The sequence below is a fragment of the Kitasatospora sp. NPDC059408 genome (genome assembly GCF_042751525.1).
In the GTDB taxonomy this organism is placed as follows: domain Bacteria; phylum Actinomycetota; class Actinomycetes; order Streptomycetales; family Streptomycetaceae; genus Kitasatospora.
Genome location: NZ_JBHYWI010000045.1, coordinates 38,673 through 64,506, shown reverse-complemented (window position 1 = coordinate 64,506; position 25,834 = coordinate 38,673). Strand labels below are relative to the sequence as shown.

Sequence of the window (25,834 nt, the reverse complement as noted above, 5' to 3'; positions counted from 1 at the left end):
CCTCCGGCGCCGCGCCCGGGGCCGTCGGGTGCGTGGTCGGCCCCCCCGCGCCGGCGGTCGCCGCCCCGCGCGGGCCCCCCGCGGTCGCGCCCCCCCCCCCACGACGACCAGCGCGGGCTCACCTACTGGGCGCGTCGGGCGGCGCGCGGCGGCCGGATCGCGCTCCCCGGGCGGCCTGAGCAGCCCGTCCAGCTGGTCGACTCGCGCGACCTCGCCCGCTTCGTGCTGCGGCTCGTCCAGGACGAGCGGCCCGGCGCGTTCCACGCCGTCGGCCCGGCCGAACCGGTCACGCTGGGCGGGGTGATCGCCACCTGCGCCGCGGTCGCCGGCACCGAGGTCGAGGTCGTCCCGGTGCCGCCGGAGACGGCGCCGCCGCCGTTCTTCCCGCTGGTCCGCGAGGAGGGGCTCTGGCCCGGCCAGCAGCGCGACGCCTCCCGCGCCCGCGCGGCCGGCCTGCCCACCACCCCGCTCGCGGTCACCGTGGCCGACGTCCTCGCCTGGGACCGCGACCGCGGCGCACCGCCGCTGGGCCACGGCTTCACCGCCGAGGACGAGGCCCGCGTCCTCGCAGCGCTCGACGAGGACGCCCGGTGAACATCACCGCGATGACCCCCGAGCACGCCGAGGCCGTCCTCGCCGTCTACCGGGCAAGCATCGACACCGGCGACGCGACCTTCGAGACCGCCGCCCCCGGCTGGCCCGCCTTCGACGCCTCCCGCCTGCCCGAGCACCGCCTGGTCGCCCTCGACGACGACGGCACCCTCCTCGGCTGGGCCGCCGTCTCCCGCGTCTCCGCCCGCAGCGCCTACGCGGGCGTCGTCGAGCACTCCGTCTACGTCGCCCCCGCCGCCCACGGGCGCGGCGTCGGGCGCACCCTGCTGACGGCCCTGCTCGCCTCCACCGACGCCGCCGGCATCTGGACCGTCCAGGCCGGGATCTTCCCGGAGAACGGCGCGAGCCTCGCCCTCCACCACCGCGCCGGCTTCCGCACCGTCGGCACCCGCGAACGCGTCGGCCGCCTGAACGGCCGCTGGCGCGACGTCGTCCTCGTCGAACGCCGGAGTCCCGCCGTGAACTGATCGATTGTCAGACCCCCGGGCTATGGTCGGCCCCGAACCACCAGACGAACGGGGGCACCATGACCGCACACGACTCCACGCCGCGCACCGCACCGCCGGCCACACCGCTCACCGCCGCCGGGCTCACCGAGGCCTGGCGCTCGATGGGCGTGCGCGAGGGCATGGCACTCATGGTGCACTCGTCGCTCTCCAGCCTCGGCCGGGTCGAGGGCGGCGCCGACGCCGTCGTCGCGAGCCTGCGCGCGGCCGTCGGGCCCACCGGAACGGTCGTGGTGCCGGCCTTCACCGGGTCCGTCGTCCTCGATCCGCACCCGGAGCACACCGGCGTCCCGACGCCCGAGATCGCCGAACGCCGGGCCGCGGTCCCGCTGTTCCACCCCGCCATGCCGTCGCCGATGGGCGCCATAGCGGAGGCGCTGCGCGCGCTCCCGGGGAGCCTGCGCAGCCCGCACCCGCAGGCGTCGGTCGCCGCCGTCGGAGCCCAGGCCGAGCGGATCACCGCCCGGCAGTCACTCGGCGACGCGGTCGGCCGCGAGTCCCCGTTCGGTGCGCTGCACGAGCTGGACGCGCACGTGCTGCTGCTCGGCGTCGGCCACAACCGGAACACCTTCCTGCACTACGCCGAGTCGCTGGCTCCTGCCCCGCGCCGCAAGCTGCGCCGCTTCCCGATGGCCGTCGCGGGCGAGCGCGTCTGGATCGAGACGATCGACGTGGGCAACGACAACGACACCCACTTCCCGGTCGTGGGCCGGGAGTTCGAGGAGCGGGCGGGCATCCGCCCGGCCCTGGTCGGCACCGCGCCCTGCCGCCTGCTCCCGGTCCGGCGCCTCATACCCTTCGCCGTCCGCCGCCTCGGTGAACTGCTGGCGGCGGACGGCGCGGGGTCGGTTCGGCAGTGAGGTCAGCGCTCGCCGCCGCGTGCGTGGCTGTCCTGGATCTTCTGCCAGGACTTCGGCTCGACGACGGCCTGCGGCTCGTCGGCGGTGCCCACCGCGTCCGAGCGTGCGGCGAGCGAGGCCTGCGAGTCCACGCCGGCCTTCGGCGCCGGGCCGACGGCCGGCTTCGACGGGGTGAACAGCCAGGTGGTGAAGAGCTCCCCGAGGTCCTGCCCGGAGATCGTCTCCGCGTACGCCTGGAAGTCCTTGACGCTCGCGTTGCCGTAGCGGTGCTCGGTGGGCCAGCCCTTCAGGATCCGGAAGAAGGCGTCGTCGCCGACGGTGTTGCGCAGCGCCTGGATCGCCACCGCGCCGCGGTCGTAGACGGCGGAGTCGAACTGGTTGTCCGCGCCCGGGTCGCCCGGCTTGATGGTCCAGAACTTGTCTCCGGCCGGGTGCGAGGCGTAGACGTAGTCGGCGAGCTCCTGCGCGGTGCCCTCGCCCTCGTGCTCGGACCACAGGTACTGCGCGTACGACGCGAAGCCCTCGTTGAGCCAGATGTCGCTCCAGTGCGCGACGGAGACGCTGTCGCCGTACCACTGGTGGGCCAGCTCGTGCACGACCACCGAGGTGTTGGAGCCGCGGGCGAACTGCTTGGCGCCGTAGAACACCCGGGTCTGGTTCTCCAGCGCGTAGCCGGCCTTGGAGTTGGGCACGTAGCCGCCGACGGAGCTGAACGGGTACTCGCCGAAGTAGCCGCTGAGCCAGTCGACGAGCTCGCCGGTGCGCTCGACGCTGGCGCGCGCGGCGTCGCCGTTCTCGCCGAGGTCCTTGCTGTACGCGTTGTAGACGGGGATGCCGCTCGCCGTGGTGTCCTGGGTGACATCGAACTTGCCGACCGCCAGGGTGGCCAGATATGTCGCCTGGGGCTTGTTCTCGCGCCAGGAGAAGCGGGTCCAGCCCGCCTGGGACCTCTTGCTCACGAGGACGCCGTTGCTGATCACCTCGTTGCCGTCGGGCACCTGGACGGAGACGTCGAAGGTGGCCTTGTCGCTGGGGTGGTCGTTGCTCGGGAACCACCACCACGCCGCCTCGGGCTCGCCGGCCGCGACCCCGCCGTCCGGGGTGCGCTGCCACGCGGTGAAGCCGTAGCGCTTCACGGTGGACGGCACGCCCTTGTAGCGCACGACCACGGTGACCTGGCTGTCCTTGGCGAGCGGCCGGGCGGGCGTGATCTCCAGCTCCTGCTCCCCGCTGGTGGCGAAGGTGGCCGCCCGCCCGTTGACCCGGACCTCCTGGACGTTCAGCGCGAAGTCCAGGTTGAACCGCGAGAGGTCCTGGGTGGTGGTGGCGAGGATGGTGGTGGTGCCCTCCAGCTCGTCGGTGGCGGGCTGGTACTTCAGCCGGATGTCGTAGTGGGAGACGTGATAGCCGCCGTTGCCGTAAGTCGGGTAGTAGGGGTCGCCGATGCCGGGGGCGCCCGGCTGGAAGTCGGCGGCCGACGCCGGGACGGCGAGGAACAGGGCCATGGCACTCGCGGCGGAGACGATCAGCCTCTTGCGCAACGGGTCCTCCAGGATCGCTGGGACGAAGGGTCGGATCGATCCTTGTCCCGGCAGCCCCGGATCCACTCCCGGATTATGAGATGTTCATGCAAAGAAACAAGCCGAAATGATGCAGTCGGCCGAACGCCGGATTTCGGCGCCCTCACGCCCCGAGTGCCACCGGCGCCCGCACCAGCGAGCCGTACTCCGTCCAGGAGCCGTCGTAGTTCTTGACGTGCGGGTACCCCAGCAGTTCGGTCAGGGCGAACCACGTGTGCGCGGACCGCTCCCCGATCCGGCAGTAGGCGATCACCTCGCGCTCCGGCCCCACGCCCCGGCCCCCGTACAGCGCCCGCAGCTCCTCCGCCGAGCGGAACGACCCGTCGTCGTTGGCCGCCTGCGACCAGGGGATGTTCAGCGCGCCGGGGATGTGACCGGGCACCTGCGCCTGCTCCTGCGGCAGGTGCGGCGGCGCGATCAGCTCGCCCCGGAACTCGGCCGGCGAGCGGACGTCCACCAGCACCGCGTCCGTGCCCGGCTTCGCGAACACCTCGGCCTTGCCCAGCACTTCGTCCCGCAGCGCGCGCAGCTCCGGCCGCTCGGGCCCGGTCAGCCGGTACGAGGTGTGCTGGTAGTCCATGACCTCGTGGGTGAGCTCGCGCCCCTCCAGCTCCCACTTCTTCCGCCCGCCGTCCAGCAGCCGCACCGGCCCGAACCCGCGCAGCCGCAGCAGCCAGTACGCGTACGCGGCGAACCAGTTGTTGTTGCCGCCGTACAGCACGACGGTCGTGTCGTCCTCCACCCCGGCCGCACGCAGCAGGTACTGGACGCCCGCCCGGTCGACGTAGTCGCGGCCGACGCTGCTGTGCAGGTCGGTGGCCCAGTTCCAGCCGACCGCGCCGGGGATGTGGTCCCGCTCGTACGCGCTGGTGTCCTCGTCCACCTCGACGACCCGGACCGTACCGTCGTCCAGGTGGTGGGCCAGCCAGTCGGTGCGGACCAGCGCCTCGGGGTGGGCGTAGCCGTTGCCGGTCATCCCAGGCCTCCTTCGTTCTGCCCAGGCTGCGGCGCCCGACCACGGGGCACGACGAGGCGCCGGCGACCGGGCCGGACAGTTCGACGCTACGCCGACCGCCCGGCCCCGGCCACCTCACCCGTCGCCGCCGGTCAGGAGAAGATGACCGAGCGCAGCTTCAGCTTGTCGCCGAGCTTCTTGCCCGGGTTCATGACGTAGAAGACGTCCCCGTCGCAGTGGGCGTCGAGGAACACCGTGGCCGTCGAGCTCGTGAGGTTCTCCGGCGCGAAGGCCGGGCCGTTCCCGAGTTCCGGAAGGTCGATGCACACCCGGCTCTCCGGGTCGGCCAGGCCGGTCAGCACCCCGGGGCCGACCTTGTAGAGGAAATCGCCGGTGGCGGCGCCGGCGGAGGTCGGAACGGCGAGAACGAGGGCGAGGGCACTGGCGGAGGCCAGTACGGCGTTGCGGAGACGCATGATTGAGGGCCTTTCAGGTGGTACCCGGCGGTACCTGGTGAATTGGTGCGAGATCACCCTATGGGCCCAAAAAGCGCAGAAACGGTTCTTCCAATCCACCTTTTCGAGTGGTTTAAGCAAGCAAACCGCTACCCGCCGCACCGGCCGCCGCCAACGTTCGCGCTCAGTTCGGCGGGGCCGTGAAGAAGTACCCCGAGTCGACCAGCACCGGCAGGTACGCCTTGATCGCCGCCACCGTCTGCGACCGGTCGCCGCCGCCGTCGTGGTTGAGCACGATCGAGCCGGGCCGGACGTCCTTGAGGATGGTGTCGATGATCGCCGAGGTCCCCGGCCTGGCCCAGTCCCGCGGGTCCACCGACCAGGCCATGTTCCGCAGCCCCAGGTCGGCGGCGATCCGCAGCGAGGCGTCCGACCAGTCCCCGCCGGGCGCGCGGAACCAGGTCGGCTGCCGGCCGGTGGTCCGCAGGAGCAGGTCCGAGGTGCGCTCCAGCTCGTCCTTGACCTTCGAATCGGACATGTGCCGCAGGTCCGGGTGGGTCCAGGTGTGGTTGGCGATGTGGTGGCCGCGGTCCGCGATCTCCCGCACCAGCGCCGGGTGCTCGACGGCGTTCTCCCCGATCAGGAAGAACGTCGCCCGGATCCCGTACTTCTGGAGCAGGTCGAGGACGGCCGGCGTGTACCGCGGGTCCGGGCCGTCGTCGATGGTGAGCGCCACGACCTTCCGTGACGGGTCCAGCTCGTACACCGGCTTGCTCTCCGCCTGGGTGAGCACCTTGTGCACGGGCTGGACGGGCTGGACGGGCTGCGCGGCCTGCGTGGCCTGTGCATTCGGCGAGCCCGTCGCAGTGGGCGAGGGAGCCCTCGACGGGGTCGCGGACGGCGGCGCGGTGGGCGAGGCCGTGGGCGAGGCCCACTGCGAGGGGGACCCGATCGGCGCCGCCCCGACCGCGCCCGCCTCGGCGGCGTCCGGCACGGGTGGCGCCGGGGGCGGATCCGCACCGTCGAAGGGGTTCTGACAGCCCGCCGCCCCGAGCAGCGACATTCCGGCCGCGACGAGCAGCAGCCGGCGGGACGGGCGGCCCGATCCGGACCCGGGGCCAGGGTTCGTAGTAATCCGAGAGGTAATCAGACGATCTGACAGCATGGTGGATGCTTCCCCCGCCCGGAACCCCGGCTCCCGGTCGGCACCCCCGACGGACCTGATCACCACTCCGACGGCCCAAGGGCACCGGCCTTCCCCCACCGGACGCACAGGTTCCACACAGGCCCGCTACGCTGGCCCCCTCCAGTGTGATGATCTGCCATCAGAGGACGTGGCCATGACGACAAGTCAGGACTTCCCGGACCGGGAGCAGCACGAGGACGAGCCCGCCGAGCTGAGCCAGTGGGAACGTTTCGGCGTCGACACCACCACTCCCCACTCGGCCCGCGTCTACGACCACTGGCTGGGCGGCAAGACCAACTTCCCGCCCGACCGCGCCATGGCCGAGGCCATCGAGCAGGCCGTGCCCAGCATCAAGGAGATGGCCAGGGCCAACCGCGCCTTCCAGGGCCGGGCCGTGCGCCACCTCGCCCGCGAGCACGGCATCCGCCAGTTCCTCGACCTCGGCACCGGCATCCCGACCTCGCCCAACACCCACGAGATCGCCGAGGAGGTCAGCCCCGGCACCCGCGTGGTGTACGTCGACAACGACCCGATCGTGCTCGCCCACGCCCGCGCCCTGATGGTCTCCACCCCGGCCAGCCGCACCACCTACATCCACGCCGACCTGCGCAAGCCCGAGGAACTGCTCTCCGACCCGGCGCTCACCGCGACCCTCGACCTGGACCGGCCGGTCGGCCTGCTGATGATCGCCGTGCTGATGCTGATCGCCGACGAGGACGACCCGTGGGGCCGGGTCGCCGCGCTGCGCGACGCCCTGCCCTCCGGCAGCTGCCTCGCGCTCACCACCCCCACCCAGGACTTCGACCCGGTGGCCGTCGGCCAGGTCACCGAGGCCGCCCGGGCCGGCGGGATGACCCTCGTGCCGCGCACCCGCGACGACGTCGTGCGCTTCTTCGACGGCTGGGACCTCGTCGAGCCGGGCGTCACCCCCGTCCTCGCCTGGCGCCCGGACGGCCCGCCGCCGGCCAACCCGTGGGCCGCGTACTACTGGGGCGGCGTCGCGATCAAGCGCTGAGCGAGCGCACCCGCCACCGCACCCGCATCCGCATCCGCGCCGACCCGCGTCCCGGCTGCCGCACCACTCACGTCAGCTCACTTCAGCAGCCGGGACAGCCGCCGGTCCGCCAGCGGCTTCCCGCCGGTCTGGCAGGTCGGGCAATACTGCAGCGAGGAGTCCGCGAACGACACCTCGCGCACGGTGTCCCCGCACACCGGGCACGGCTGCCCGGTGCGGCCGTGCACCCGCATCCCCAGCTTCTTCTCCGCCTTCAGCTCCCCCGCCGCGAGCCCGCGCGAGCGCTCCACCGCGTCGCGCAGCGTGTCGCCGAGCGCCGCGTACAGCCGCGCCGTCTCCTCGTCGGTCAGGCTCGACGCCAGCTTGAACGGCGACATCCGGGCCGCGTGCAGCACCTCGTCCGAATAGGCGTTGCCCACGCCCGCCAGCACGGTCTGGTCCCGCAGGACGCCCTTGAGCTGCCGCCGCTCGCCGCTCAGCAGCGCGGCGAAGGACCCCGGGGTGAAGCCCGGGTCCAGCGGGTCCGGGCCGAGCCGGGCCACCCCGGGCACCTCGGCCGGGTCGCGGACGACGTGGACGGCGAGCCCCTTCTTCGTCCCGGCCTCGGTGAGGTCGAAGCCGTCCCCGGCCTCGCCGGCCAGGCGCACCCGCAGCGCGAGCGGGTTCTTCGGGCTCGGGTGCAGCGGTTCGGCGGGCAGGCCGTCCTTCCAGCGCAGCCACCCGGCGCGGGCCAGGTGGATGACGAGGTGCAGGCCGCCGGCCTCGATGTCCAGGAACTTCCCGTGCCGCGCGACCGACCCGACCGCCAGCCCCTCCAGGGCGGTGACCGGCGGGTCGTACGTCTTCAGCGCGCTGATCGCCACCGGCTGCACCCGGGCGACGACCCGCCCGGTCAGCCGTTCGCGCAGGAAGGCGCACAGCGCCTCGACCTCGGGCAGCTCCGGCATGCGCCCAGTCTCCCGCACGGCCCCGCACCCCGCGCCCCGGCGGGTGCGCCCCCGTGCGCCCTTTGCCCGCGGCCGCTCCGGAGCGCAGGCTGGAAACACTCCACGATCAACCGGCGGAGCGACCAACCGCAGGAGGTCCGGTCCAGTCATGACCATGTTGGAGGAGCAGATCGACATAGCCGCCCCCGTCCTCGCCGCCTGGGAGCAGCTGCACCGGGTGCACGACTACCCGCAGTTCGTCGACGGCGTGCGCAGCGCCTACCCGCACGGGCGGAACCTCGCCCACCTCGGGGTGGCGATCGGGGGCTCCGAGCGGGACGTCGAGACCGAGATCACCGACCGCGGCCGGGGCCGGGTGATGGCGTGGCGGACGCTCGACGGGGTCCGGCTGCGCGGCGCGTTCGCCCTGCTGCCCATCGACGCGGGGCACACCCGCCTGCAGATCCGGGTGGAGTACGACCCGGACGCCGTCCACGAGGCCTTCGGCGGGCCGCGCGGCTTCGCCCAGGCCGGGGCGATCGAGCGGGCCGTGCGGGGCGACCTCGAACACTTCCGGGACCTGGTCGAGGCGCGGGTCGCCGCCGCCCGGTGATCGCCGCGCCGCGCCCCCGCGATCGCGTAAGGACGGTATAAGCCCAGCTCAGCGGCCATGGTGAGGCTCCCCACAGGGGGCCGTCGGCCGGACCGTTCGGGTTTCAACCTGTGGCAGACTCGGGTGCGATGCACTACTCCGGCCTTGTCACCAGGACACTCCGCGCAGCGGTCTTCGCCGCGCTGGTCGTGCTGCTCGCCGGGCTCGGCCAGGTGCTCGTCACCGGTCGCCCGCTGCCCGCCGGCACGCTGGCCGTCGCCTCCGCCGCCGTCTTCGCGGTGGCCTTCGCGCTCGCCGGCCGCGAGCGCGGCTACCCGGCGGTCGCCGCAGTGTTCCTGCCGCTGGAGCTGGGCGTGAGCGCGCTGTTCGGCTACGCCCAGGCGAGCTGTCCGTCGCTGCCGCCCGGCGCCACCCGCGGCTTCGAGCCGCTGCTGTGCGGCGGCGGGTCCCTGGGCGGCCTCCTGCTCGGGCACGGAGTCTCCCCGCACACCGGGCTGGCGCTGCTCCTGCTGCTGCACACGGCGATCGCGCTGGCCGGCGCGTTCTGGCTGCGCCGCGCGGACGCCGCGCTGGCCGGCCTGGCGCGCTCGGCGCGGATGACGGCCGAGTTCCTGCACCGCCACCTGCCGGCCGCCGCCCGTCTTGTGCCGCTGCTCTCGGCGCCCGTCCCGGCCCGTCCGGTGGTCCGGGTGCCCTTCCCGCGGGCCAGCCGGGTCCGCGTCCCGGCCGAGGACGTCGTGCTCGGCCCCGCCGTGCGGCGCGGTCCGCCGGTGTTCGCCCCGGCCGGCTGAGCGACCCCTCCCACGGTCGCGGCCGGTCCTCTCACCGCGCGCCGGATCCCCGCGCGCCCGCCCTTCCGCACGCCCGCGCGCCCTCTTCCGCAGGCCCGCGAGCACCCGAGAGCACAGGACGACACCCCATGAGCAACTCCCGCAAGAGCAGCACCAGGACCTCCGCCACCGACCGCATGCGCGCCGCCCGCGAGCAGGCCGAGCGCGCGGACCGGGTCCGCCGCCGCGTCGTGGTCGGCGCCGCCTCCGTCGCCCTGCTCGCGATCGTGGGCGGCGTGGCCTTCGCCGTGAACGGCTCCTCCGGCTCCTCCGGCGGATCCGCGAGCGGCCCGCTGGTCGTCCCGGCCAACGCCGGCGGCACCAACGGCACCGTGATCACCTACGGCAAGGCCGACGCCCCGCACACCCTGGAGATCTACGAGGACTTCCGCTGCCCGTTCTGCGAGCAGCTGGAGACCACCACCGGAACGGCGATCCAGCAGCTCGCCGACGCCGGCACGTACAAGATCGAGTACCACCTGGCGACGTTCCTGGACGACAACCTCGGCGGCAAGGGCTCGCGCACCGCGCTGGCCGCCGCCGGCGCCGCGCTCAACGAGGGCGTGGACAAGTTCAAGGCCTTCCACGACGTGCTCTACAAGAACCAGCCCGACGAGCGCACCGACGGCTTCGGCGACACCAACAAGATCCTCGACCTGGCCGGCCAGGTGCCGGGCCTGAAGACCGACGCCTTCGTCAAGGCCGTCCAGGACGGCACCTACGCGCCGTGGGCGGCCAAGGTGAACGAGGAGTTCAACAAGAGCGACGTCACCGGCACCCCGACCGTCAAGCTGGACGGCAAGAAGCTGGACGTCCTCACCGGCGGGAAGGCCGTCAGCCCCGAGCAGTTCACCGCGATGGTCAAGCAGGTGACCGGGTGACGGCCGCCCCCGCCGGGCGGACGTACGGCGCGGGCCGGCCGTTCGCCTGGCTGCTGCTGATCGGCGGCGCGGTCGGCCTGTTCGCCTCGGCGGTCCTCACGCTGGACAAGCTCCGGCTGCTGAAGGACCCGTCGTACGTCCCCAGTTGCAACATCAACCCGATCATCAGCTGCGGCTCGATCATGCGCAGCGCGCAGGCCGAGGCCTTCGGCTTCCCCAACTCGCTGCTCGGCCTGGCCGGTTTCGCCGTCGTGGCGGCGATCGGCGCGGGCCTGCTCGCGGGGGCGGCGTACCGGCGCTGGTTCTGGCTCGGCCTCCAGGCCGGGACGCTGTTCGGGATCGGCTTCGCGACCTGGCTGATGTACCAGGCGCTCTACCGGATCGGCGCGCTCTGCCCGTACTGCATGGTGGTGTGGGCGGCCATGATCCCCCTGTTCTGGTACACGACGCTGCACAACCTGCGCTCGGGCGTCATCCCGGTCGGGCGCGGGCTGCGGCCGGTGGTGCGGGAGGCGGCGCGCTACCACTGGGTGGTGCCGGTGCTCTGGTACGCGGTGATCGCGCTGCTGGTGCTCAACCGGTTCTGGTACTACTGGAGCACCCTGCTCTGACCTGCCGCGCCTGCGCCCCCTCGACCCCACTATCCCGAGGTGGCGCAGGCGCGACCGGCCGTCAGAACTCGACCGGCGGGAAGGTGAACGCGGCCACCTCGGCCAGGAGTTCGGCCTTCCGGTCGTCGTCGATGAAGGACGCGCGGAAGGAGTTCGCGGCGAGCAGCCGCAGGGTCTCCGGCTCCAGCGCCAGGGCCTGCTGGACGGCCCGGAAGTTGTCGTCGACGTAGCCGCCGAAGTAGGCCGGGTCGTCGGAGTTGACGGTGACCAGCAGCCCGGCGTCCAGCATCTCCCGCAGCGGGTGGTCGGCGAGTGTGTCGACGCACCGCAGGCGGACGTTGGACAGCGGGCACAGGGTCAGCGGCACCTGCTCGCGGACCAGGCGGGCCACCAGCTCGCCGTCCTCCAGGCAGCGCAGCCCGTGGTCGATCCGCTCGACGCCCAGCACGTCCAGCGCCTCCGTGACGTACCCGGCCGGCCCCTCCTCCCCGGCGTGGGCGACGCGGCGCAGCCCGGCCTCGGCCGCGCGCCGGTACACCTCGCGGAACTTGGCCGGCGGGTTGCCGACCTCGGCCGAGTCGAGGCCGATCCCCGCGATCCGGTCGAAGTACGGGCGCGCGGCCTCGAAGGTCTCCAGCGCCGAGTCGGCGGACTCGTCCCGCAGGAAGCACATGATCAGCCGGGTGCTGATGCCGTACCGCTCCACACTGCGTCCGAGCGCCCGGGTGAGCCCGTCCACGACGACGCCGATCGGCACGCCGCGCGCGGTGTGCGCCTGCGGGTCGAAGAAGATCTCCGCGTGCCGGACCCCCTGCTCCGCGGCGCGGGCGAGGTAGGCATCGGCGAGGTCCGCGAAGTCCTCCTCCGTGCGCAGCACGGCCATCAGCGCGTAGTACAGGTCCAGGAAGGACTGCAGATCGCTGAACGAGTACGCCTCGCGGAGCTCCTCGGTGTCGGCGTACGGCAGCGCGACGCCGTTGCGGTCCGCGAGGGCGAACGCGAGCTCGGGCTCCAGCGTGCCTTCGATGTGCAGGTGGAGTTCGGCCTTGGGAAGGGGCATGAGCGATCCGTCCGCGCGGTTTCTGTGGAAACGAAGGATTCATCCTACGTCTCATGTCGAGGCTCGATGATCACAGCCTGCCCGGACCCGCAGCGCGGCGCCCACCCCGAGATGCCGCCCGTCACCCGAACGCGTGTACTGGAGCGGGTAGCCGGGCACCGGGTACAAGGGGGGCATTCGCCGAGGAGGTACGGACATGCGGCACGCCACCGCCCCGCAGCTCAGGCCCGAGGGCGTCTCCCCGCACGCGCTGGGCAACGACATCCTGCTGCACGAGCTGGAACAGCTGCACCGCACACGCCACGAGACGTTCCTGTACGGCTCCGAGGAGGCGCTCAAGCGCCACACCCTGCGCACCGGCCAGCTGGAGGCCGAGTACCTGCACCGCTTCCCGAACCGCCTGGTGACGGCCGGCCGCACCCGGGCCGGGGCCCGTGCGCGCGAGGCCGCCGCCCGGGTCGAGTCGCTGCCCGAGTAGCCCGCGCCGGCCGTCCCCACGCACCGCCCGGCCGTCCCCGCCCACCGCCCGGCAGGACACGCCGGGCGGCGGTGGCGTGTCCGGGGACGGTCGGTCGGGCAGGTTTGGGCACAGGCCCTTCCCCGACACCCTGGGAGCCCCCCGCATGCCCATCGCAAGCGTCAACCCCGCGACCGGCGAGATCCTGCAGACCTTCGAACCCCTCGACGCGGCCGGCCTCGACCGGCGCCTGGCCCTCGCCGAGGCCGCCTTCCACAGCTACCGGACCACCGGTTTCGCCTCCCGCGCCGCGCTGCTGCGCCGGGCCGCCGACCTGCTCGACCAGGACCAGGAGGCGATCGCCCGCACGATGACCGAGGAGATGGGCAAGCCGCTCACCGCGGCCAGGGCCGAGGCCGCCAAGTGCGCGAAGGCGATGCGCTGGTACGCCGACAACGCCGAGGCGCTGCTCGCCGACGAGCACCCGGCCCCGGCCGACGTCGCCGACTCGGGCGCCGCCCGCGCCTACGTCCGCTACCGCCCGATCGGCGCCGTGCTGGCCGTCATGCCGTGGAACTTCCCGTTCTGGCAGGTGATCCGGTTCGCCGCGCCCGCGCTGATGGCCGGCAACGTCGGCCTGCTCAAGCATGCCTCCAACGTGCCCCGCACGGCCGTCGCGCTGGAGGAGCTGTTCCGCCGGGCCGGCTTCCCCGAGGGCTGCTTCCAGACCCTGCTGATCGGCTCCGGCGCGGTCGAGGGCGTGATCCGGGACCGCCGGGTGGCCGCGGTGACCCTCACCGGCAGCGAGCCGGCCGGGCGGGCGGTCGCCGCCACCGCGGCCGACGAGGTCAAGAAGGCCGTGCTGGAACTCGGCGGCAGCGACCCGTACGTGGTGATGCCGTCCGCCGACCTCGACGCGGCCGTCCGCACCGCCGTCCGGGCCCGGGCGCAGAACAACGGCCAGTCCTGCATCGCCGCGAAGCGCTTCATCGTCCACACCGACGTCTACGACGCCTTCACCGCCGGCTTCAGCGAGGCGATGCGCGCCCTGCGGGTCGGCGACCCGATGGACGAGGCCACCGACGTCGGCCCGCTCGCCAGCCGCCAGGGCCGGGACGACCTGGAGGAACTCGTCGAGGACGCGCGCTCCCACGGCGCCCGGGTCGAGTGCGGCGGCGGGCGCCCCGAAGGCTGGGACACCGGGTACTTCTACGAGCCGACGGTGCTCACCGGCATCACCCCGGCCATGCGGATCCACCTGGAGGAGACCTTCGGGCCGGTCGCCACCGTCTACCGCGTCGCCGACCTCGACGAGGCCGTCGCCCTCGCCAACGACACGCCGTTCGGCCTGAGTTCCAACGTCTGGACGACGGACGCGGCGGAGCAGGAGCGCTTCGTGCGCGACATCCAGGCGGGCGGGGTGTTCTTCAACGGCATGACCGCCTCCCACCCGGCGCTGCCGTTCGGCGGCGTCAAGCGCTCCGGGTTCGGGCGGGAGCTGTCCGGGCACGGGATCCGGGAGTTCTGCAACGTCACCACGGTGTGGATCGGCTGAGCCCGCCCGGATCCCGCGCCTGCGCGGCCGGGGTCAGGCGGCCATCCGGTGCCTGCCCCGGCCGGGCGTCGTCATCCAGCGGGCGACCACGCCCACCAGCGCGATGAAGGTCAGGCCCCAGAAGACGGCCAGCACGGCGAGCACGACCTCCTGGGACACCTGCACCGCGACCATGCAGAAGCCGATCGAGAGCGCGACCATGATCGTCACGGCGGTCGGGCTGAGGCTCAGCAGCCAGTGCCAGGCCCGGTGGCCCCAGCTCGGGTCCGCCGGGGCGTCGGGGCCGGTGTCGAGTTCCTTGTAGGTCAGCAGGTCCATGGGGATCGCCTCCCGTCGTCGGTCGGGAAATTCGGAAAGGGGGGAAGTCGGGAAAGGGGGACTGCCTGGTCCGCGGACCTTCCCGCACGGCCTACGAGGCCTTGCGGGGGGCCGCGGTCTTGCGGGTGGTCGTCTTGCCGGTCGTCGTCTCGCCGGTCGTCGTCTTGCGGGCGGTGGTCTTGCGGGCGGTGGTCTTCGTCGCGGCGGCCTCCGGTTGCGCGGACGCCGTCTTCTTCGCCGGGGCGGCCCGCTTGCGCGGCGGCGCGGGCCCCTCCCCCGCGGGCCCGTCGCCGCCGTGCGCGACCTTGGCCTGCTTGAGGCTGCTGCGCAGCGCCTCCATCAGGTCGATCACGTTGTCGGGCGCCTCGCCGGGCTCCTCCTCGTGCGGGATCTCGACGCCCTCCAGGCGGGCCTGGACGACCTGCTGCAGGGCCAGTTGGTAGTCGTCGTGGAGCTGGGAGAGGTCGAAGTCCTCGGAGAGCGTCTCCATCAGCGACCGGGCCATCTTCAGCTCCTGCGGCCGCACCTTGACGTCCTCCTCCGGCGCGATCCCGGCCGCCGGGCGCACCTCGTCGGGCCAGATGCAGGTCTGCAGCACGAGGGTGCCGTCGTGCACGCGCAGCACCGCGGGCGACTCCCGGGTGCGCAGCGCGATCTTGGTGACGGCGATCTGGCCGGACTCGACGAGCGCGTCGCGCAGCAGGGCGTACGGCTTGGCGGCGCCCTTATCGGCGACGCCGACGTAGTAGGCCTTGGAGAACATCAGCGGGTCGATCTCGGTGGCATCGACGAAGGCCAGCACGTCGATGATCTTCTTGCTGGGCAGCGGGAGGTCGGCCAGGTCCTCGTCGGTGAGGGTGACGGTCCGGCCGTCGGGCGACTCGTAGCCCTTGGCGATCTCCGCGTACGGGACCTCCTTCTCCTCCCGCTCGCAGTACCGCTTCATCCGCACCCGTCCGCCGTCCTTGGCGTGCACCTGGTGCAGTGCGACGTCGTGCTCCTGCGTCGCCGAGTACAGGTGAACGGGGATGCTGACCAGCCCGAAGCTGATCGTCCCCTTCCAGGTGGTCTGCATGGGCATGAGGGCCACCCCTTCCGGAGAATCCCACTCTGCCCGGATTTGCCCCGTTCGGCCACACCGGGTCGACAATGGCCCGGAGGAGGCGGGTGCCGATGACTGTCGACGGGCGGGAGCACTGCACGCCACCGCCGGAGCGGACGACGTACCGGGTGGCGTACGCCGTCCGCGGAGAGCCCGGGGTGCGACGGGCGGAGGTGGCCCTGCTCCCCGGCCACGCGCAGGAGAGCGACATCCCCCGGATCCTCGCGGCCCGCCTCACCGGACGGCCGGCGGACGCGCGCCGGATCGTCGTCCTGGAACTGCGAGAGGCATAGACCTCCCATCCCGGAACGCTCTCACGCGATCTGACGCTGCGTCAGATTTGAGGCTTCCACGTCACCTTTGCACCCCCTCTGACCTGCGCTTTCTCGTCCGCTTACCGAACAGTTATCGAGGCCTTGTTCCGATACTCGGGCGTAGAAGTTAGGTTGCACCGCAATGCGCGGGTCTGTCCCCACAAACCCTCCGGCGAGACGAGCCGAGGGTCACACCGCGCGGGAAAGGCAAAAGGGCACCCTTGATGAGTGCGGACACCACCAAGCCGGCGACGACGGCGAAGGTCCCCCACCAGGCGGGACCGGACGGGCACGGCGGGCACGGCGGCGACGGCCACCTGAAGGCCGGGCTCAAGAACCGCCACCTGTCGATGATCGCCATCGGCGGCGTGATCGGCGCCGGCCTGTTCGTCGGCTCCGGCGCGGGCATCGCGGCCACCGGCCCCGGCATCCTGCTCTCCTACGCGCTGGCCGGCCTGCTGGTCGTGCTGGTGATGCGGATGCTCGGAGAGATGGCCGCGGCCGACCCGCAGAGCGGCTCGTTCTCGGCGTACGCGGACCGCGCGCTCGGCCGCTGGGCCGGGTTCAGCATCGGCTGGCTGTACTGGTTCTTCTGGGTCGTGGTGCTCGCGGTCGAGGCGACCGCCGGCGCGAAGATCCTCAACCACTGGATGCCCGGCGTGCCGCAGTGGGCGTTCGCGCTGATCGTGATGGCGGTGCTCACCGCCACCAATCTCGCCTCGGTGTCGTCCTACGGCGAGTTCGAGTTCTGGTTCGCCGGGATCAAGGTCGTCGCGATCGCCGCGTTCCTGGTGATCGGCATCCTCGCCGTGTTCGGCCTGCTGCCCGGCACCCACTCGGTCGGCACCAGCAACCTCACCGGCCACGGCGGCTTCCTGCCGCACGGCGTCGGCGCGGTGTTCACCGGCATGCTCACCGTCGTGTTCGCGTTCATGGGCAGCGAGATCGTCACGCTCGCCGCCGGCGAGTCCGAGGACCCGGAGAAGGCCGTCACCAAGGCCACCAACAGCGTGATCTGGCGCATCGGCGTCTTCTACCTGGGCTCGATCCTGCTCGTCGTCACCCTGCTGCCCTGGGACTCCGCCGAGGTCAAGGCCAGCCCGTACGTCGCGGTGCTGAACCACGTGGGCATCCCGCACGCCGGCCAGGTGATGGACGTGATCGTGCTGACGGCCGTCCTGTCCTGCCTCAACTCCGGGATGTACACGGCCTCCCGGATGGCCTTCTCGCTCGGCCGGCGCGGCGACGCGCCCAAGGCGTTCGCGACCGTCACCAAGCGCGGCGTGCCGCGGGTCGCGATCCTGGCCTCGGTGGTGTTCGGCTTCATCGCCGTCTTCTTCAACTACACCTCCCCCGACACGGTGTTCGCGTTCCTGCTGAACTCCTCCGGCGCGGTCGCGCTCTTCGTGTGGCTGGTGATCTGCGGCACCCAGCTGCGGATGCGCAAGATCATCGAGCGCGAGATGCCCGAGCGGCTGACCGTGCGGATGTGGCTGTACCCGTACCTGACCTGGACCGCGATCGGCATGATCGGGTTCGTGATGGCGTACATGTTCACCGACTCCGACGGGCGCAAGCAGATGTACCTGTCGCTGGTCGCCGCGGCGATCGTGCTCGCGGCCTCGGCCGTGGTGGGCCGTCGGCGGCGGGCCGCGGTGGCGGCGGATTCCTGAGCCGTCCGCCCCGCGCGTGAGGAACGCCGGGCCCGGGAGCCGTTGCGGAGGCTCCCGGGCCCGGTCCGCGTTCCCGGGGCTCCGCCCCGCGCTTGAGCGGCGGCCTTGAACGGCGGCTTGAACGGCGGCGTTGAACGGCGGCTTGAGCGGCGGCCTTGAACGGCGGCCTTGAACGGCGGCTTGAACGGCGGCGTTGAACGGCGGCTTGAGCGGCGGCCTTGAACGGCGGCTTGAACGGCGGCGTTGAACGGCGGCTTGAGCGGCGACTCGTTTGACGGGTCTACGTCAATGGGGATACCCCGGCATGGCGCTTCCCCCTCGGAGCGCACCCCCACCGTCACCGGGAGGCCCCGTGCCGCTCCCCCACGTTCCCTCGCCTGCTCCCTCCTCCGCCGCCATCCCTACCCCCATCCCCATCTCCGCCCGGCTGCGCTTCGGCCACCGGCTGCGGCACTGGCGCGAGGTCCACGGCCTCAGCCAGGCCGAACTCGGCCGCCGGCTCGGCTACGACGACTCCCTCATCAGCCGGATCGAGAACGCCCGCCGCTGGCCGCCGCCCGGACTCGCCGTCCGCGCCGACGCACTGCTCGGCACCGGCGGCGAACTCACCGAGCTCTGGCAGCCCGTGCGGCAGGAACGCGAACACCTCGGCGCACTCGGCCCGCTCGGCGCGCCCGGGGCCGCCGGCGCCGTCCGGCCCGACGCGGCCGCCCTCGACGTCCAGAGCGGCCTGCTGGCCGTCTACCGCGCCGCCCTCGGCCACATCGGCGGCGAGGACCTCACCGCCGTCCTCGAACACCACGCCCGCATCCTGGCCGGCTGGCGGCCGGACGCCCGCGTCCTCTCCCTCGCCGCCCGCTACGCCGAGCTCGCCGGCTGGGCCCACTTCGACGGCGACCGCCCCACCCGCGCCCTCGCCTGGTACGGGCGCGGGCTCGCGTGGGCCCGCGCCGCCGACGACCGGGCCGCCGTCGCCGACCTGCTCGCCCGGCAGAGCTCGGTGCACTGGTGGAACGGCGACCCCACGACCGCCCTGGCCCTCGCCGGCGCCGCCCGCTCCGCCGCACTCCTCCTACCCGCCCGGCCCGGCGTCCAGGCCTGGGCCGCCCTCGCCGAGGCCCACGCGTACGGCCGCGCCGGTGCCGCCCCCGACGCCCTGCGCGCCCTCGCCGACGCCGAACGGCTGACCGCGGCGGCCCTGCGCGCGGGCGAACCGAGCCCGTGGCTCGCGCGCGCCCACCTCGTCCTGACCGTCGCCCACGGCACGTGCCACCGCGACCTCGCCGCGAGCCTCGGCCGCCCGTCCCACGCCCGCAGCGCCGCGGCCCACCTGAGCACCGCGCTCACCCAGCTGCCGCCCTCCACCCACCCCCACGACCACGCCCTCGTCACGGCCCGCCTGGCCACCGCCCACGCCCACGCGGGCGAGCCGGAGGCCGCGACCGCCCTCCTCGCCCACCTGCCGCCCACCCCGACGGGCCGCACCGCCCACGAGGCCCGACAGGCCCGCAGCCTGCTGTCGCGCGTCCCGACCCCCTGAACCGGGGTGCCCGCCCTCGCCCCGCTCGGGGACCACCCCCGCCAACGGGCCGCGCCCCACCAGACCCACGCCCTCACCGCCCCGGCAGACCACCACGCCCGCACGCCCCACTCGGGGACCACCCACCCCAACGGGCCGTGCCACAGTCGGGAGCCCGACGCCCCGAGCAGTCGCACCACGGCGGGCCCACCCACCTCACGCGACCCATCGAGGCCCGCCCGCCCCAACCAGCCCGCCACACCAGACCCACGCCCTCACCACCCCGGCAGACCGCCGGGCCCACACGCCCTCTTGGCCCGCTCCCTCCCCTTCTTCCGCACGCGCCGGCGCCCGGGGGCCGAGGACCGGCTCCCGGGCGCCTCTCCGCATCCCCGGTCAGAGGGTGGCCGCAGCCGCCGCGATGTCGGCGGCGTAGGTGCTCACCTTGGTGTAGACGCCGGGGTAGCCCGGTCGGGCGCAGCCGTTGCCCCAGCTGACGATGCCGACCTGGACGGGCCGCCCGGCCGAGTCGGCCCGGAACATCGGGCCGCCGGAGTCGCCCTGGCAGGTGTCGACGCCGCCCTGGTCGACGTAGCCCGCGCACAGCGAGGCCGAGGTGACGAGGTTCGGGTAGGCGGTCGTGCAGGCCGCGTCGTCCACGTGCGGCACGGTGGCCTTCAGGAGGTACTGCTGCTGGTCGCCGCCCTCGGTGGCCGCACCCCAGCCCACGATGGTGAAGGTGCCGTCGTCGTACGCGGTGGAGTCGGTGACCGGCAGCGTGGCGACCTGTGCGCCGCCGACCGGCGCGCTCAGCTTGATGAGCGCCCAGTCGTTGCCGTTCTCCGCGCCGCTGAAGGCGGGCGACTGGTACACGTACGCGGACTGCGCGGTGATGGCGTCGGGGCTGTTGAGGTCGACGACGCCGAGTGTGGCCGTGATGGTCGTGTCGGCGCCGGTGCCGTTCACGCAGTGCGCGGCGGTGAGGACGATCTGCGGGCTGTAGAGCGCGCCGCCGCAGCCCATCGAGAGCCGCACCATGAACGGGAACTCGCCCTGCGCGGCCTGCGTGCCGCCGACGACCGTCTGGGACGGCGTCGGGGCGGCCGCGGCGGGCAGGGCCGTCATGCCCGCCGCGAACACGAATCCGGCCAACAGACCGACGATCCTTCCGAATTGACGCTTCATCGATACCTCCTGGACAGGTCGGGAGGATCGAGCGTGGCGCGCCGCGACGGCGCGGCAGGAGGGGTCGGGCCCTGCCAGCCCGGCTTGGCAGGAACACAGCAAGGCGGGATTCCACCACATTCCGGTGACGATTCGACTACTCTCCGCCGAACTCCGCCCGCCAAACATGTGAGGCCGCCCACAGGGGTTTCCCCATCTACGACTCTCCGTAGCAGAAGCCCCGCACCGGGCGCCCGGCCCGCCCGATCCCAGGCCCGTCCGCCGCCTCACCCCACCTGAAGAACGCAGGCCACCACGCCGTTCCCCCTCTGGATCACCGTCCGCAACCGGGCCGCAACCTCCAACCGCGCAACTCGGGCAATCCACTCAAAACGGGCGACCATCCCCCGCCACACCCACTACCCGGCGTAGTAGCGAGCGCCTTTGCCACCCGTCCCCGGCCCTGCCAAGAATGGCTCGTCGCCAGGCAGCGCCGACGGTCCCACCGCCGCGCCGCCCGGCCCGCCCCGCCGGTTCCGCCGGGGCGCCGCGGCCGTCCGAGGACGGTCGTGTGATGCCACCCGACGGAAAAGGACCTTCCGCAGTCATGCCGCTCAGCCATGCCCGCCGCAATTCCCTGATCACCGGTGTCGCCACCCTCGTCGTGGCGAGTGCCGCCACCGCCGCGCTGGCGATCCCGCAGGCCGGCGACACGGCCGAGGCCGCCACCCCGGTCGCCGCCGTCTCGGTCGCCGACCAGGCCGCCCAGGCGCCGCAGACCCCGCAGGCCGACGCCGCCGCGCAGGCCCAGGCCGACGCCGCCGCGGCCGCCCAGGCGCAGGCCCAGGCCGCCGCCCAGGCGCAGGCCGAGGCCGACGCGAAGGCCCAGGCGGACGCCAAGGCGAAGGCCGACGCCGACGCCGCCGCGTCCCGCTCCCAGCAGCGCCAGACCCTCAGCGCCGCCCCCGCGGCCCCCACCGGCACCCCGCAGCAGATCGCCGCCCAGCTCGTGCCCGCCGGCCAGCTCCAGTGCTTCAGCAACATCGTCTCCCGCGAGAGCACCTGGAACCCCCTCGCCGTCAACGCCTCCTCCGGCGCCTACGGCCTCGTCCAGGCCCTCCCCGGCTCCAAGATGGCCTCCGCCGGCTCCGACTGGCGCACCAACCCCGCGACCCAGATCAAGTGGGGCCTGGACTACATGAACTCCCGCTACGGCAGCCCCTGCGGCGCGTGGTCCTTCTGGCAGACCCACCACTGGTACTGATCCGGCCGCCGGCACCGAGCCGGCCCCTCCGGCACCCCCACGGGCCCGCGGCGCGCAGCGCGTCGCGGGCCCGTGCCGTTCGGATACGGCCAGGTTTCTGGCGTGGACGCGTCCGGAAGGCGGCGTGAAGATATCGCGCACGGTCGTGCGGTTTGCCGGGGATTGCCCGGAATTACGGGGCGTCAGGGCTTTGCCACGGTTCGCGCGCCCTCTTACGCTCCGGCGTCATGCCCTCACCCCTGATCAGTGTCGTGCTCCCCGCTTACGACCAGCACGAACAGCTGGCGGACTGTTTGGACTCGCTGCTCGGCCAGTCCTTCCGGGACGTCGAGGTGATCGTGGTCGCCGACCGCTCCCCCGAGACCCCGCGCGACCTCGTGGACGCGTTCGCGGCGAAGCACCCGCAGGTGTCGGTGCTGCACCTGGACGCCGCGGTCGGGGTGGGCGTGGCGCGCAACGCCGGAGCGGCGCGGGCGGCCGGCGAGTACCTGCTGTTCCTGGACGCCGACCACGTGCTGCCGCCGGACGGGCTCCAGGCGCTCGCGGACCGGCTGGCGGAGACCGGCCCGGTGGACGTCCTGCAGTTCGGGCACACCCGGCTGCACAACGGCCGCGAGTGGGCCGGCGGCGCGGCGCAGCGGCTGGCCGCGGCCGGGGGCGAGGTCGCCGGGCCGTTCGAGCGCCCGGAGCTGCTGGGCGCGCCGCCGCTGATCTGGGACCGCCTGGTGCGCCGCGGTCACTGGGCCGAGCTCAAGCTGGCCTTCCCCGACGGCCGGTACGAGGAGATCCCGGTCGTGTACGAGGCGATGCTCGGCGCGCAGCGGGTGGCCGTCCTGCCGCGCGAGTGCGTGCAGCTGCGGCGCCGGGAGACCGTCCACCCGACCGGTTCGCCCGGCGGCAGCGTCTTCGACCTCTTCGAGCAGTACGAGCGCGCCTTCGCGCTGCTGGAGGACCAGCCGCACCTGTACGCCGTCCGCGACGCGGTGTTCGTCCGGATGATCCGGCACTACCTGTTCGTGTTCGACCTCGCCGGGTGCGTGACGCGCGCCGAGCGGCCGCAGTTCTTCCACCGGGCCGCCGAGCACCACCGCCGTTTCCTGCCGCCCGGGCACAAGAAGCCGGGCGGGCGCGAGGGCGTCAAGTTCACGCTCCTGGCGGGCGGGGCGTACCCGGCGTTCGAGGTGGCGAAGCTGTCCCACATCGCGCGCGGCACGATCACGGGGGCCAACCGGCGCAAGCCCTGATCCCGAGATCCCGGGATCAGGGGGCAGCGGCTACGGCGGCCACTCCGTCGGAGGAACGGGCGGGGTGGCCCACTGCCGCGCGGCACGTCGAGCTGTCATGATCGGCCGGAGCCGTCGCCGCACCGCCCCGGAGGTCCCCGGTGAGCCGTCCGTCCGCCGTCCCCGGAGCCGAGCTGGCCCGTGAGCTGGCCGCCGAGCTGCGCGGCGAGGTCCGCTTCGGCGCCGCCGAGCGGACGGTCTACGGCCACGACGCCTCCAACTACCGCCACCTGCCGCTCGGCGTGGTCAAGCCGGCCGACCGGGACGACGTGCGCACCGCGCTCGCGCTGTGCCGCCGGTACGCGGTGCCGGTGGTGGCCCGCGGGGCGGGCACGAGCATCGGCGGGCAGGCGATCGGGCCGGGCGCGGTGGTGCTGGACTTCCGCCGCCACCTGGGCGCGGTGCTCGACGTCGACCCCGAGGCCCGCACGGCCCGGGTCGAGCCCGGCGTCGTCCTGGACGACCTCCAGCGCGCCGCCCGCCCCCACGGGCTGCGCTTCGGCCCGGACCCGTCCACGCACAGCCGCTGCACGGTCGGCGGCATGATCGGCAACGACGCGTGCGGCTCGCACTCCCTCGCCTGGGGGCGCACCTCCGACAGCGTCGAGCGGCTGGAGCTGCTCCTCGCGGACGGCACCGAGCTGACCGTCGGCGGCCCGCTGACCCCCGCCGAACGCGACGCGCTGCGCGCCCTGCCCGGGCGGGCCGGGCAACTCCACACGCTGCTCCAGGAGTTCACCGACCGCAACCTCGCGACCATCCGCCAGGGCCTGCCCCGCCTGCCGCGCCGCGGCTCCGGCTACCCGCTGGACGCACTGCTCCCCGAGCACGGCCACGACCTGGCCCGCGCCCTCACCGGCACCGAGGGCACCTGCGCGCTGCTGCTCGGCGCCACCGTCCGGCTCGTCGAGGACCCGCCCGCCCGCGCCCTCGTCGTGGCCGGCTACCCGGACGAGGGCGCCGCCGCCGACGCGGTCCCCGCCCTGCTGCCGCTGGGCCCGCTGACCGCCGAGGGCATGGCGGCCGACCTGATCGAGGCCCTCCTCGCGGCCGGCCCACGCCCGCCCGCGCTCGACCGGCTGCCCGCCGGCGCCTGCTGGCTGTTCCTGGAGGTCGGCGGCGCCACCCGCACCGAGGCCTACCAGGCCGCCCGCCGGCTCGCCGACGCGGTGCGGCGCGAGCCGTCGGCCGCCGTCGCGCTCGTCACCGACCCGGTCGAGCAGCGGCAGCTGTGGGCCGTCCGGGAGGCGGGCGCCGGGACCGTCACCCGGCTGCCGGGAGGCGGTGAGGCCTGGCCGGGCTGGGAGGACTCCGCCGTCCCGCCCGAGCGGCTCGGCGACTACCTGCGCGACCTGCGCGCGCTGCTGCGCCGGCACAGCCTGCGCGGCGTGCCGTACGGGCACTTCGGCGAGGGTTGCGTGCACCTGCGGATCGACTTCCCGCTCGGCGAGCCCCAAGGGGTGCTGGTCTTCCGGGAGTTCCTGGAGCAGGCGGCCGATCTGGCCGTCTCGTACGGCGGTTCGCTCTCCGGCGAGCACGGCGACGGACAGGCCCGCGCCGAGCTGCTGCCGCGCATGTACCGGCCCGAAGTCCTGGCGCTCTTCCGCGAGTTCAAGCACATCTGGGATCCGGAGAACCTGCTCAACCCGGGCGCCCTCGTCGACCCGCGCCCGCTCGACGCCGACCTGCGCTTCGTCACCGCCCCGCGCCGCGCCCTGCCGCTCGCCCTCCCGTACGAGCAGGACGGCGGCAGCCTCACGAAGGCCGTGCACCGCTGCGTCGGCGTCGCCAAGTGCGTCGACACCAGCACCGGGGTGATGTGCCCGAGCTACATGGCCACGAGCGAGGAGCGGCACTCCACCCGGGGCCGGGCCAGGCTGCTCGCCGAGATGCTGCGCGGCGCGGGGACACCCTCCGGCCACCGGTCCGAGGCCGCGATCACCGACGGCTGGCGCTCCGAGGAGGTCCGGGAGGCGCTGGACCTCTGCCTGGGCTGCAAGGGCTGCGCGAGCGACTGCCCGGTGCACGTCGACATGGCGACGTACCGGACGGAGTTCCTGTACCAGCACTACCGGCGCCGCCTCCGCCCGCGCTCCCACTACGCGATGGGCCGGCTGCCGCTCTGGCTGCGCGCCGCCGCCCTCGCCCCCGGGGCCGCCAACACCCTCGCGCGCTCCCCGGCCGGCGCCCTGCTGAAGCGGGTCGGCGGGATCGACCGGCGGCGCGTCCTGCCCGTCCTCCCGCCGGAGACCTTCACCCGCTGGTACCGCCGGCACCGCGCCACGCACCCGGCACCGCCGGGCGCACCACCCGTCCTGCTCTGGCCGGACACGTTCTCCGAGCACCTCCAGCCGAACGTGGCGCGCGCGGCCGTCGAGGTGCTGGAGCACCTGGGCTTCGACGTCCGCCTGCCCGCCGGCCCGGTCTGCTGCGGCCTCACGTGGTACTCCACCGGCCAACTCAACTCCGCCCGGCGGGTGTTGCGCCGCAGCCTGCGCGCGATCGACGCGGCCGGCCTGCCCGCCGACACCCCCGTGGTGGGACTCGACCCGAGCTGCACCGCGAGCCTGCGCGAGGACCTCCCCCGCCTGCTCGGCCCGGACGGCCGCCCGCTCGCCCGACGCACGCTCACCTTCGCCGAGTTCCTCGACGAACACGCCCCCGACGCCCCGCTCCCCCGCATCCCGCGCGACGCCGTCACCCAGACCCACTGCCACCAGCACGCCGTCCTCGGCACCGCCGCCGACCGCCGCGTCGAAGCCCGACTGGGCCTGCACAACCGGGTCCTGGACTCCGGCTGCTGCGGCCTGGCCGGCAACTTCGGCTTCGAGCAGGGCCACTTCGAGATCTCCGAGGCGATCGCCGAACGCGTCCTCCTCCCCGAACTGCGCGCCACCACCCCCGGCACGGTGATCCTGGCCGACGGCTTCAGCTGCCGCACCCAGATCACCCAACTCGCCGAAGGCCGCCGGGCGTTGCACCTCGCCGAGCTGATCGCCGGGGGATTGCGGGAGGAGGACTAGGGCGTGTCCTTCGGATCAGGTCGGAGGGCCGCGGCGTCAGGGTGCATGGATCGCAAGGCGGAGGAGGGAGTC

At 73.7% G+C, this 25,834-nt stretch carries 24 protein-coding genes and 1 pseudogene; 16 read left to right on the top strand and 9 right to left on the bottom strand.

Going from position 1 to position 25,834, the window contains the following annotated elements:
- The 3 genes and pseudogenes from ACFXDE_RS27245 to ACFXDE_RS27235 form a co-directional block, all read left to right on the top strand.
- Positions 1-594 (top strand): annotated as a pseudogene (locus tag ACFXDE_RS27245) (hypothetical protein); the annotation flags it as partial.
- A gap of 11 nt (positions 595-605) precedes the next feature.
- Entirely contained in the window at positions 606-1,079 is a 474-nt protein-coding gene (locus tag ACFXDE_RS27240) for a GNAT family N-acetyltransferase (RefSeq protein WP_380497340.1), read from the top strand.
- Positions 1,080-1,138: 59 nt separating this feature from the next.
- Positions 1,139-1,978 carry an aminoglycoside N(3)-acetyltransferase gene (locus ACFXDE_RS27235; protein WP_380497323.1) on the top strand — a complete coding sequence of 280 codons (840 nt, stop codon included), beginning with the start codon at positions 1,139-1,141 and terminating at the stop codon, positions 1,976-1,978.
- 2 nt (positions 1,979-1,980) lie between these two features.
- On the opposite strand, the gene ACFXDE_RS27230 is transcribed toward ACFXDE_RS27235, so the two are convergent.
- From ACFXDE_RS27230 to ACFXDE_RS27215, 4 genes are all read right to left on the bottom strand, one after another.
- Positions 1,981-3,519: a M1 family metallopeptidase gene (locus ACFXDE_RS27230; protein WP_380497322.1), complete on the bottom strand. Its 1,539-nt coding sequence runs from the start codon at positions 3,517-3,519 to the stop codon at positions 1,981-1,983.
- Between the two features lie 142 nt (positions 3,520-3,661).
- A complete protein-coding gene (locus tag ACFXDE_RS27225) occupies positions 3,662-4,534 on the bottom strand; it encodes a sulfurtransferase (RefSeq protein WP_380443227.1) in 873 nt (290 codons plus the stop codon).
- Positions 4,535-4,665: 131 nt separating this feature from the next.
- The gene (locus tag ACFXDE_RS27220; protein ID WP_380497320.1) at positions 4,666-4,989 is read right to left on the bottom strand and encodes a hypothetical protein; all 324 of its coding nucleotides are present in this window, start codon (positions 4,987-4,989) and stop codon (positions 4,666-4,668) included.
- 163 nt (positions 4,990-5,152) lie between these two features.
- Positions 5,153-5,962, bottom strand: coding sequence for a polysaccharide deacetylase family protein (locus ACFXDE_RS27215; RefSeq protein WP_380497319.1), 810 nt, complete (start codon positions 5,960-5,962; stop codon positions 5,153-5,155).
- A gap of 346 nt (positions 5,963-6,308) precedes the next feature.
- On the opposite strand from ACFXDE_RS27215, the gene ACFXDE_RS27210 reads away from it, so the two are divergent.
- The gene (locus tag ACFXDE_RS27210; protein ID WP_380497318.1) at positions 6,309-7,169 is read left to right on the top strand and encodes an SAM-dependent methyltransferase; all 861 of its coding nucleotides are present in this window, start codon (positions 6,309-6,311) and stop codon (positions 7,167-7,169) included.
- Between the two features lie 77 nt (positions 7,170-7,246).
- On the opposite strand, the gene ACFXDE_RS27205 is transcribed toward ACFXDE_RS27210, so the two are convergent.
- Complete coding sequence (locus tag ACFXDE_RS27205) at positions 7,247-8,116, bottom strand: Fpg/Nei family DNA glycosylase (RefSeq protein ID WP_380497317.1); 870 nt, start codon at positions 8,114-8,116, stop codon at positions 7,247-7,249.
- A 148-nt stretch (positions 8,117-8,264) separates the two neighbouring features.
- Between ACFXDE_RS27205 and ACFXDE_RS27200 the strand changes: the two genes are divergently transcribed.
- From ACFXDE_RS27200 to ACFXDE_RS27185, 4 genes are all read left to right on the top strand, one after another.
- Positions 8,265-8,708 carry an SRPBCC family protein gene (locus ACFXDE_RS27200; protein WP_380443217.1) on the top strand — a complete coding sequence of 148 codons (444 nt, stop codon included), beginning with the start codon at positions 8,265-8,267 and terminating at the stop codon, positions 8,706-8,708.
- Between the two features lie 128 nt (positions 8,709-8,836).
- Complete coding sequence (locus ACFXDE_RS27195) at positions 8,837-9,499, top strand: hypothetical protein (RefSeq protein ID WP_380497316.1); 663 nt, start codon at positions 8,837-8,839, stop codon at positions 9,497-9,499.
- A gap of 128 nt (positions 9,500-9,627) precedes the next feature.
- The gene (locus ACFXDE_RS27190; RefSeq protein WP_380497315.1) at positions 9,628-10,419 is read left to right on the top strand and encodes a DsbA family protein; all 792 of its coding nucleotides are present in this window, start codon (positions 9,628-9,630) and stop codon (positions 10,417-10,419) included.
- Positions 10,416-11,030 carry a vitamin K epoxide reductase family protein gene (locus ACFXDE_RS27185; RefSeq protein WP_380497314.1) on the top strand — a complete coding sequence of 205 codons (615 nt, stop codon included), beginning with the start codon at positions 10,416-10,418 and terminating at the stop codon, positions 11,028-11,030. Before ACFXDE_RS27190 ends, ACFXDE_RS27185 begins: the two co-directional genes overlap by 4 nt.
- A gap of 61 nt (positions 11,031-11,091) precedes the next feature.
- Here the strand turns inward: ACFXDE_RS27185 and ACFXDE_RS27180 are convergent, their stop codons facing one another.
- Positions 11,092-12,090 (bottom strand): adenosine deaminase, encoded by a 999-nt coding sequence (locus ACFXDE_RS27180; RefSeq protein ID WP_380497313.1) that lies wholly within the window; start codon positions 12,088-12,090, stop codon positions 11,092-11,094.
- Positions 12,091-12,286: 196 nt separating this feature from the next.
- On the opposite strand from ACFXDE_RS27180, the gene ACFXDE_RS27175 reads away from it, so the two are divergent.
- Positions 12,287-12,568 carry a DUF6158 family protein gene (locus tag ACFXDE_RS27175; protein WP_380443207.1) on the top strand — a complete coding sequence of 94 codons (282 nt, stop codon included), beginning with the start codon at positions 12,287-12,289 and terminating at the stop codon, positions 12,566-12,568.
- Between the two features lie 145 nt (positions 12,569-12,713).
- Positions 12,714-14,102: an NADP-dependent succinic semialdehyde dehydrogenase gene (locus ACFXDE_RS27170; RefSeq protein ID WP_380443205.1), complete on the top strand. Its 1,389-nt coding sequence runs from the start codon at positions 12,714-12,716 to the stop codon at positions 14,100-14,102.
- Positions 14,103-14,135: 33 nt separating this feature from the next.
- On the opposite strand, the gene ACFXDE_RS27165 is transcribed toward ACFXDE_RS27170, so the two are convergent.
- Together ACFXDE_RS27165 and ACFXDE_RS27160 are read right to left on the bottom strand one after the other, a co-directional pair.
- Positions 14,136-14,420: a hypothetical protein gene (locus tag ACFXDE_RS27165; RefSeq protein ID WP_380443203.1), complete on the bottom strand. Its 285-nt coding sequence runs from the start codon at positions 14,418-14,420 to the stop codon at positions 14,136-14,138.
- Positions 14,421-14,511: 91 nt separating this feature from the next.
- Positions 14,512-15,495: a Ku protein gene (locus ACFXDE_RS27160; RefSeq protein ID WP_380497339.1), complete on the bottom strand. Its 984-nt coding sequence runs from the start codon at positions 15,493-15,495 to the stop codon at positions 14,512-14,514.
- A 98-nt stretch (positions 15,496-15,593) separates the two neighbouring features.
- Between ACFXDE_RS27160 and ACFXDE_RS27155 the strand changes: the two genes are divergently transcribed.
- The 3 genes from ACFXDE_RS27155 to ACFXDE_RS27145 all read left to right on the top strand — a co-directional run bounded on the left by ACFXDE_RS27155 (position 15,594) and on the right by ACFXDE_RS27145 (position 19,049).
- The gene (locus ACFXDE_RS27155; RefSeq protein ID WP_380497312.1) at positions 15,594-15,815 is read left to right on the top strand and encodes a hypothetical protein; all 222 of its coding nucleotides are present in this window, start codon (positions 15,594-15,596) and stop codon (positions 15,813-15,815) included.
- 245 nt (positions 15,816-16,060) lie between these two features.
- Entirely contained in the window at positions 16,061-17,509 is a 1,449-nt protein-coding gene (locus ACFXDE_RS27150; protein ID WP_380497310.1) for an amino acid permease, read from the top strand.
- Positions 17,510-17,861: 352 nt separating this feature from the next.
- Complete coding sequence (locus ACFXDE_RS27145; RefSeq protein WP_380497309.1) at positions 17,862-19,049, top strand: helix-turn-helix domain-containing protein; 1,188 nt, start codon at positions 17,862-17,864, stop codon at positions 19,047-19,049.
- Between the two features lie 375 nt (positions 19,050-19,424).
- On the opposite strand, the gene ACFXDE_RS27140 is transcribed toward ACFXDE_RS27145, so the two are convergent.
- Positions 19,425-20,213, bottom strand: a complete 789-nt coding sequence (locus ACFXDE_RS27140) for a serine protease (RefSeq protein WP_380443195.1) — start codon at positions 20,211-20,213, stop codon at positions 19,425-19,427.
- Positions 20,214-20,799: 586 nt separating this feature from the next.
- Between ACFXDE_RS27140 and ACFXDE_RS27135 the strand changes: the two genes are divergently transcribed.
- The 3 genes from ACFXDE_RS27135 (at position 20,800) to ACFXDE_RS27125 (ending at position 25,762) form a co-directional block, all read left to right on the top strand.
- On the top strand, positions 20,800-21,456 hold the full coding sequence (locus ACFXDE_RS27135; RefSeq protein ID WP_380497308.1) for a transglycosylase SLT domain-containing protein: 657 nt from the start codon (positions 20,800-20,802) through the stop codon (positions 21,454-21,456).
- 227 nt (positions 21,457-21,683) lie between these two features.
- Positions 21,684-22,700 (top strand): glycosyltransferase family 2 protein, encoded by a 1,017-nt coding sequence (locus ACFXDE_RS27130; protein ID WP_380497307.1) that lies wholly within the window; start codon positions 21,684-21,686, stop codon positions 22,698-22,700.
- Between the two features lie 140 nt (positions 22,701-22,840).
- On the top strand, positions 22,841-25,762 hold the full coding sequence (locus ACFXDE_RS27125) for an FAD-binding and (Fe-S)-binding domain-containing protein (protein WP_380497306.1): 2,922 nt from the start codon (positions 22,841-22,843) through the stop codon (positions 25,760-25,762).
- The last annotated feature ends 72 nt before the right edge of the window (positions 25,763-25,834 follow it).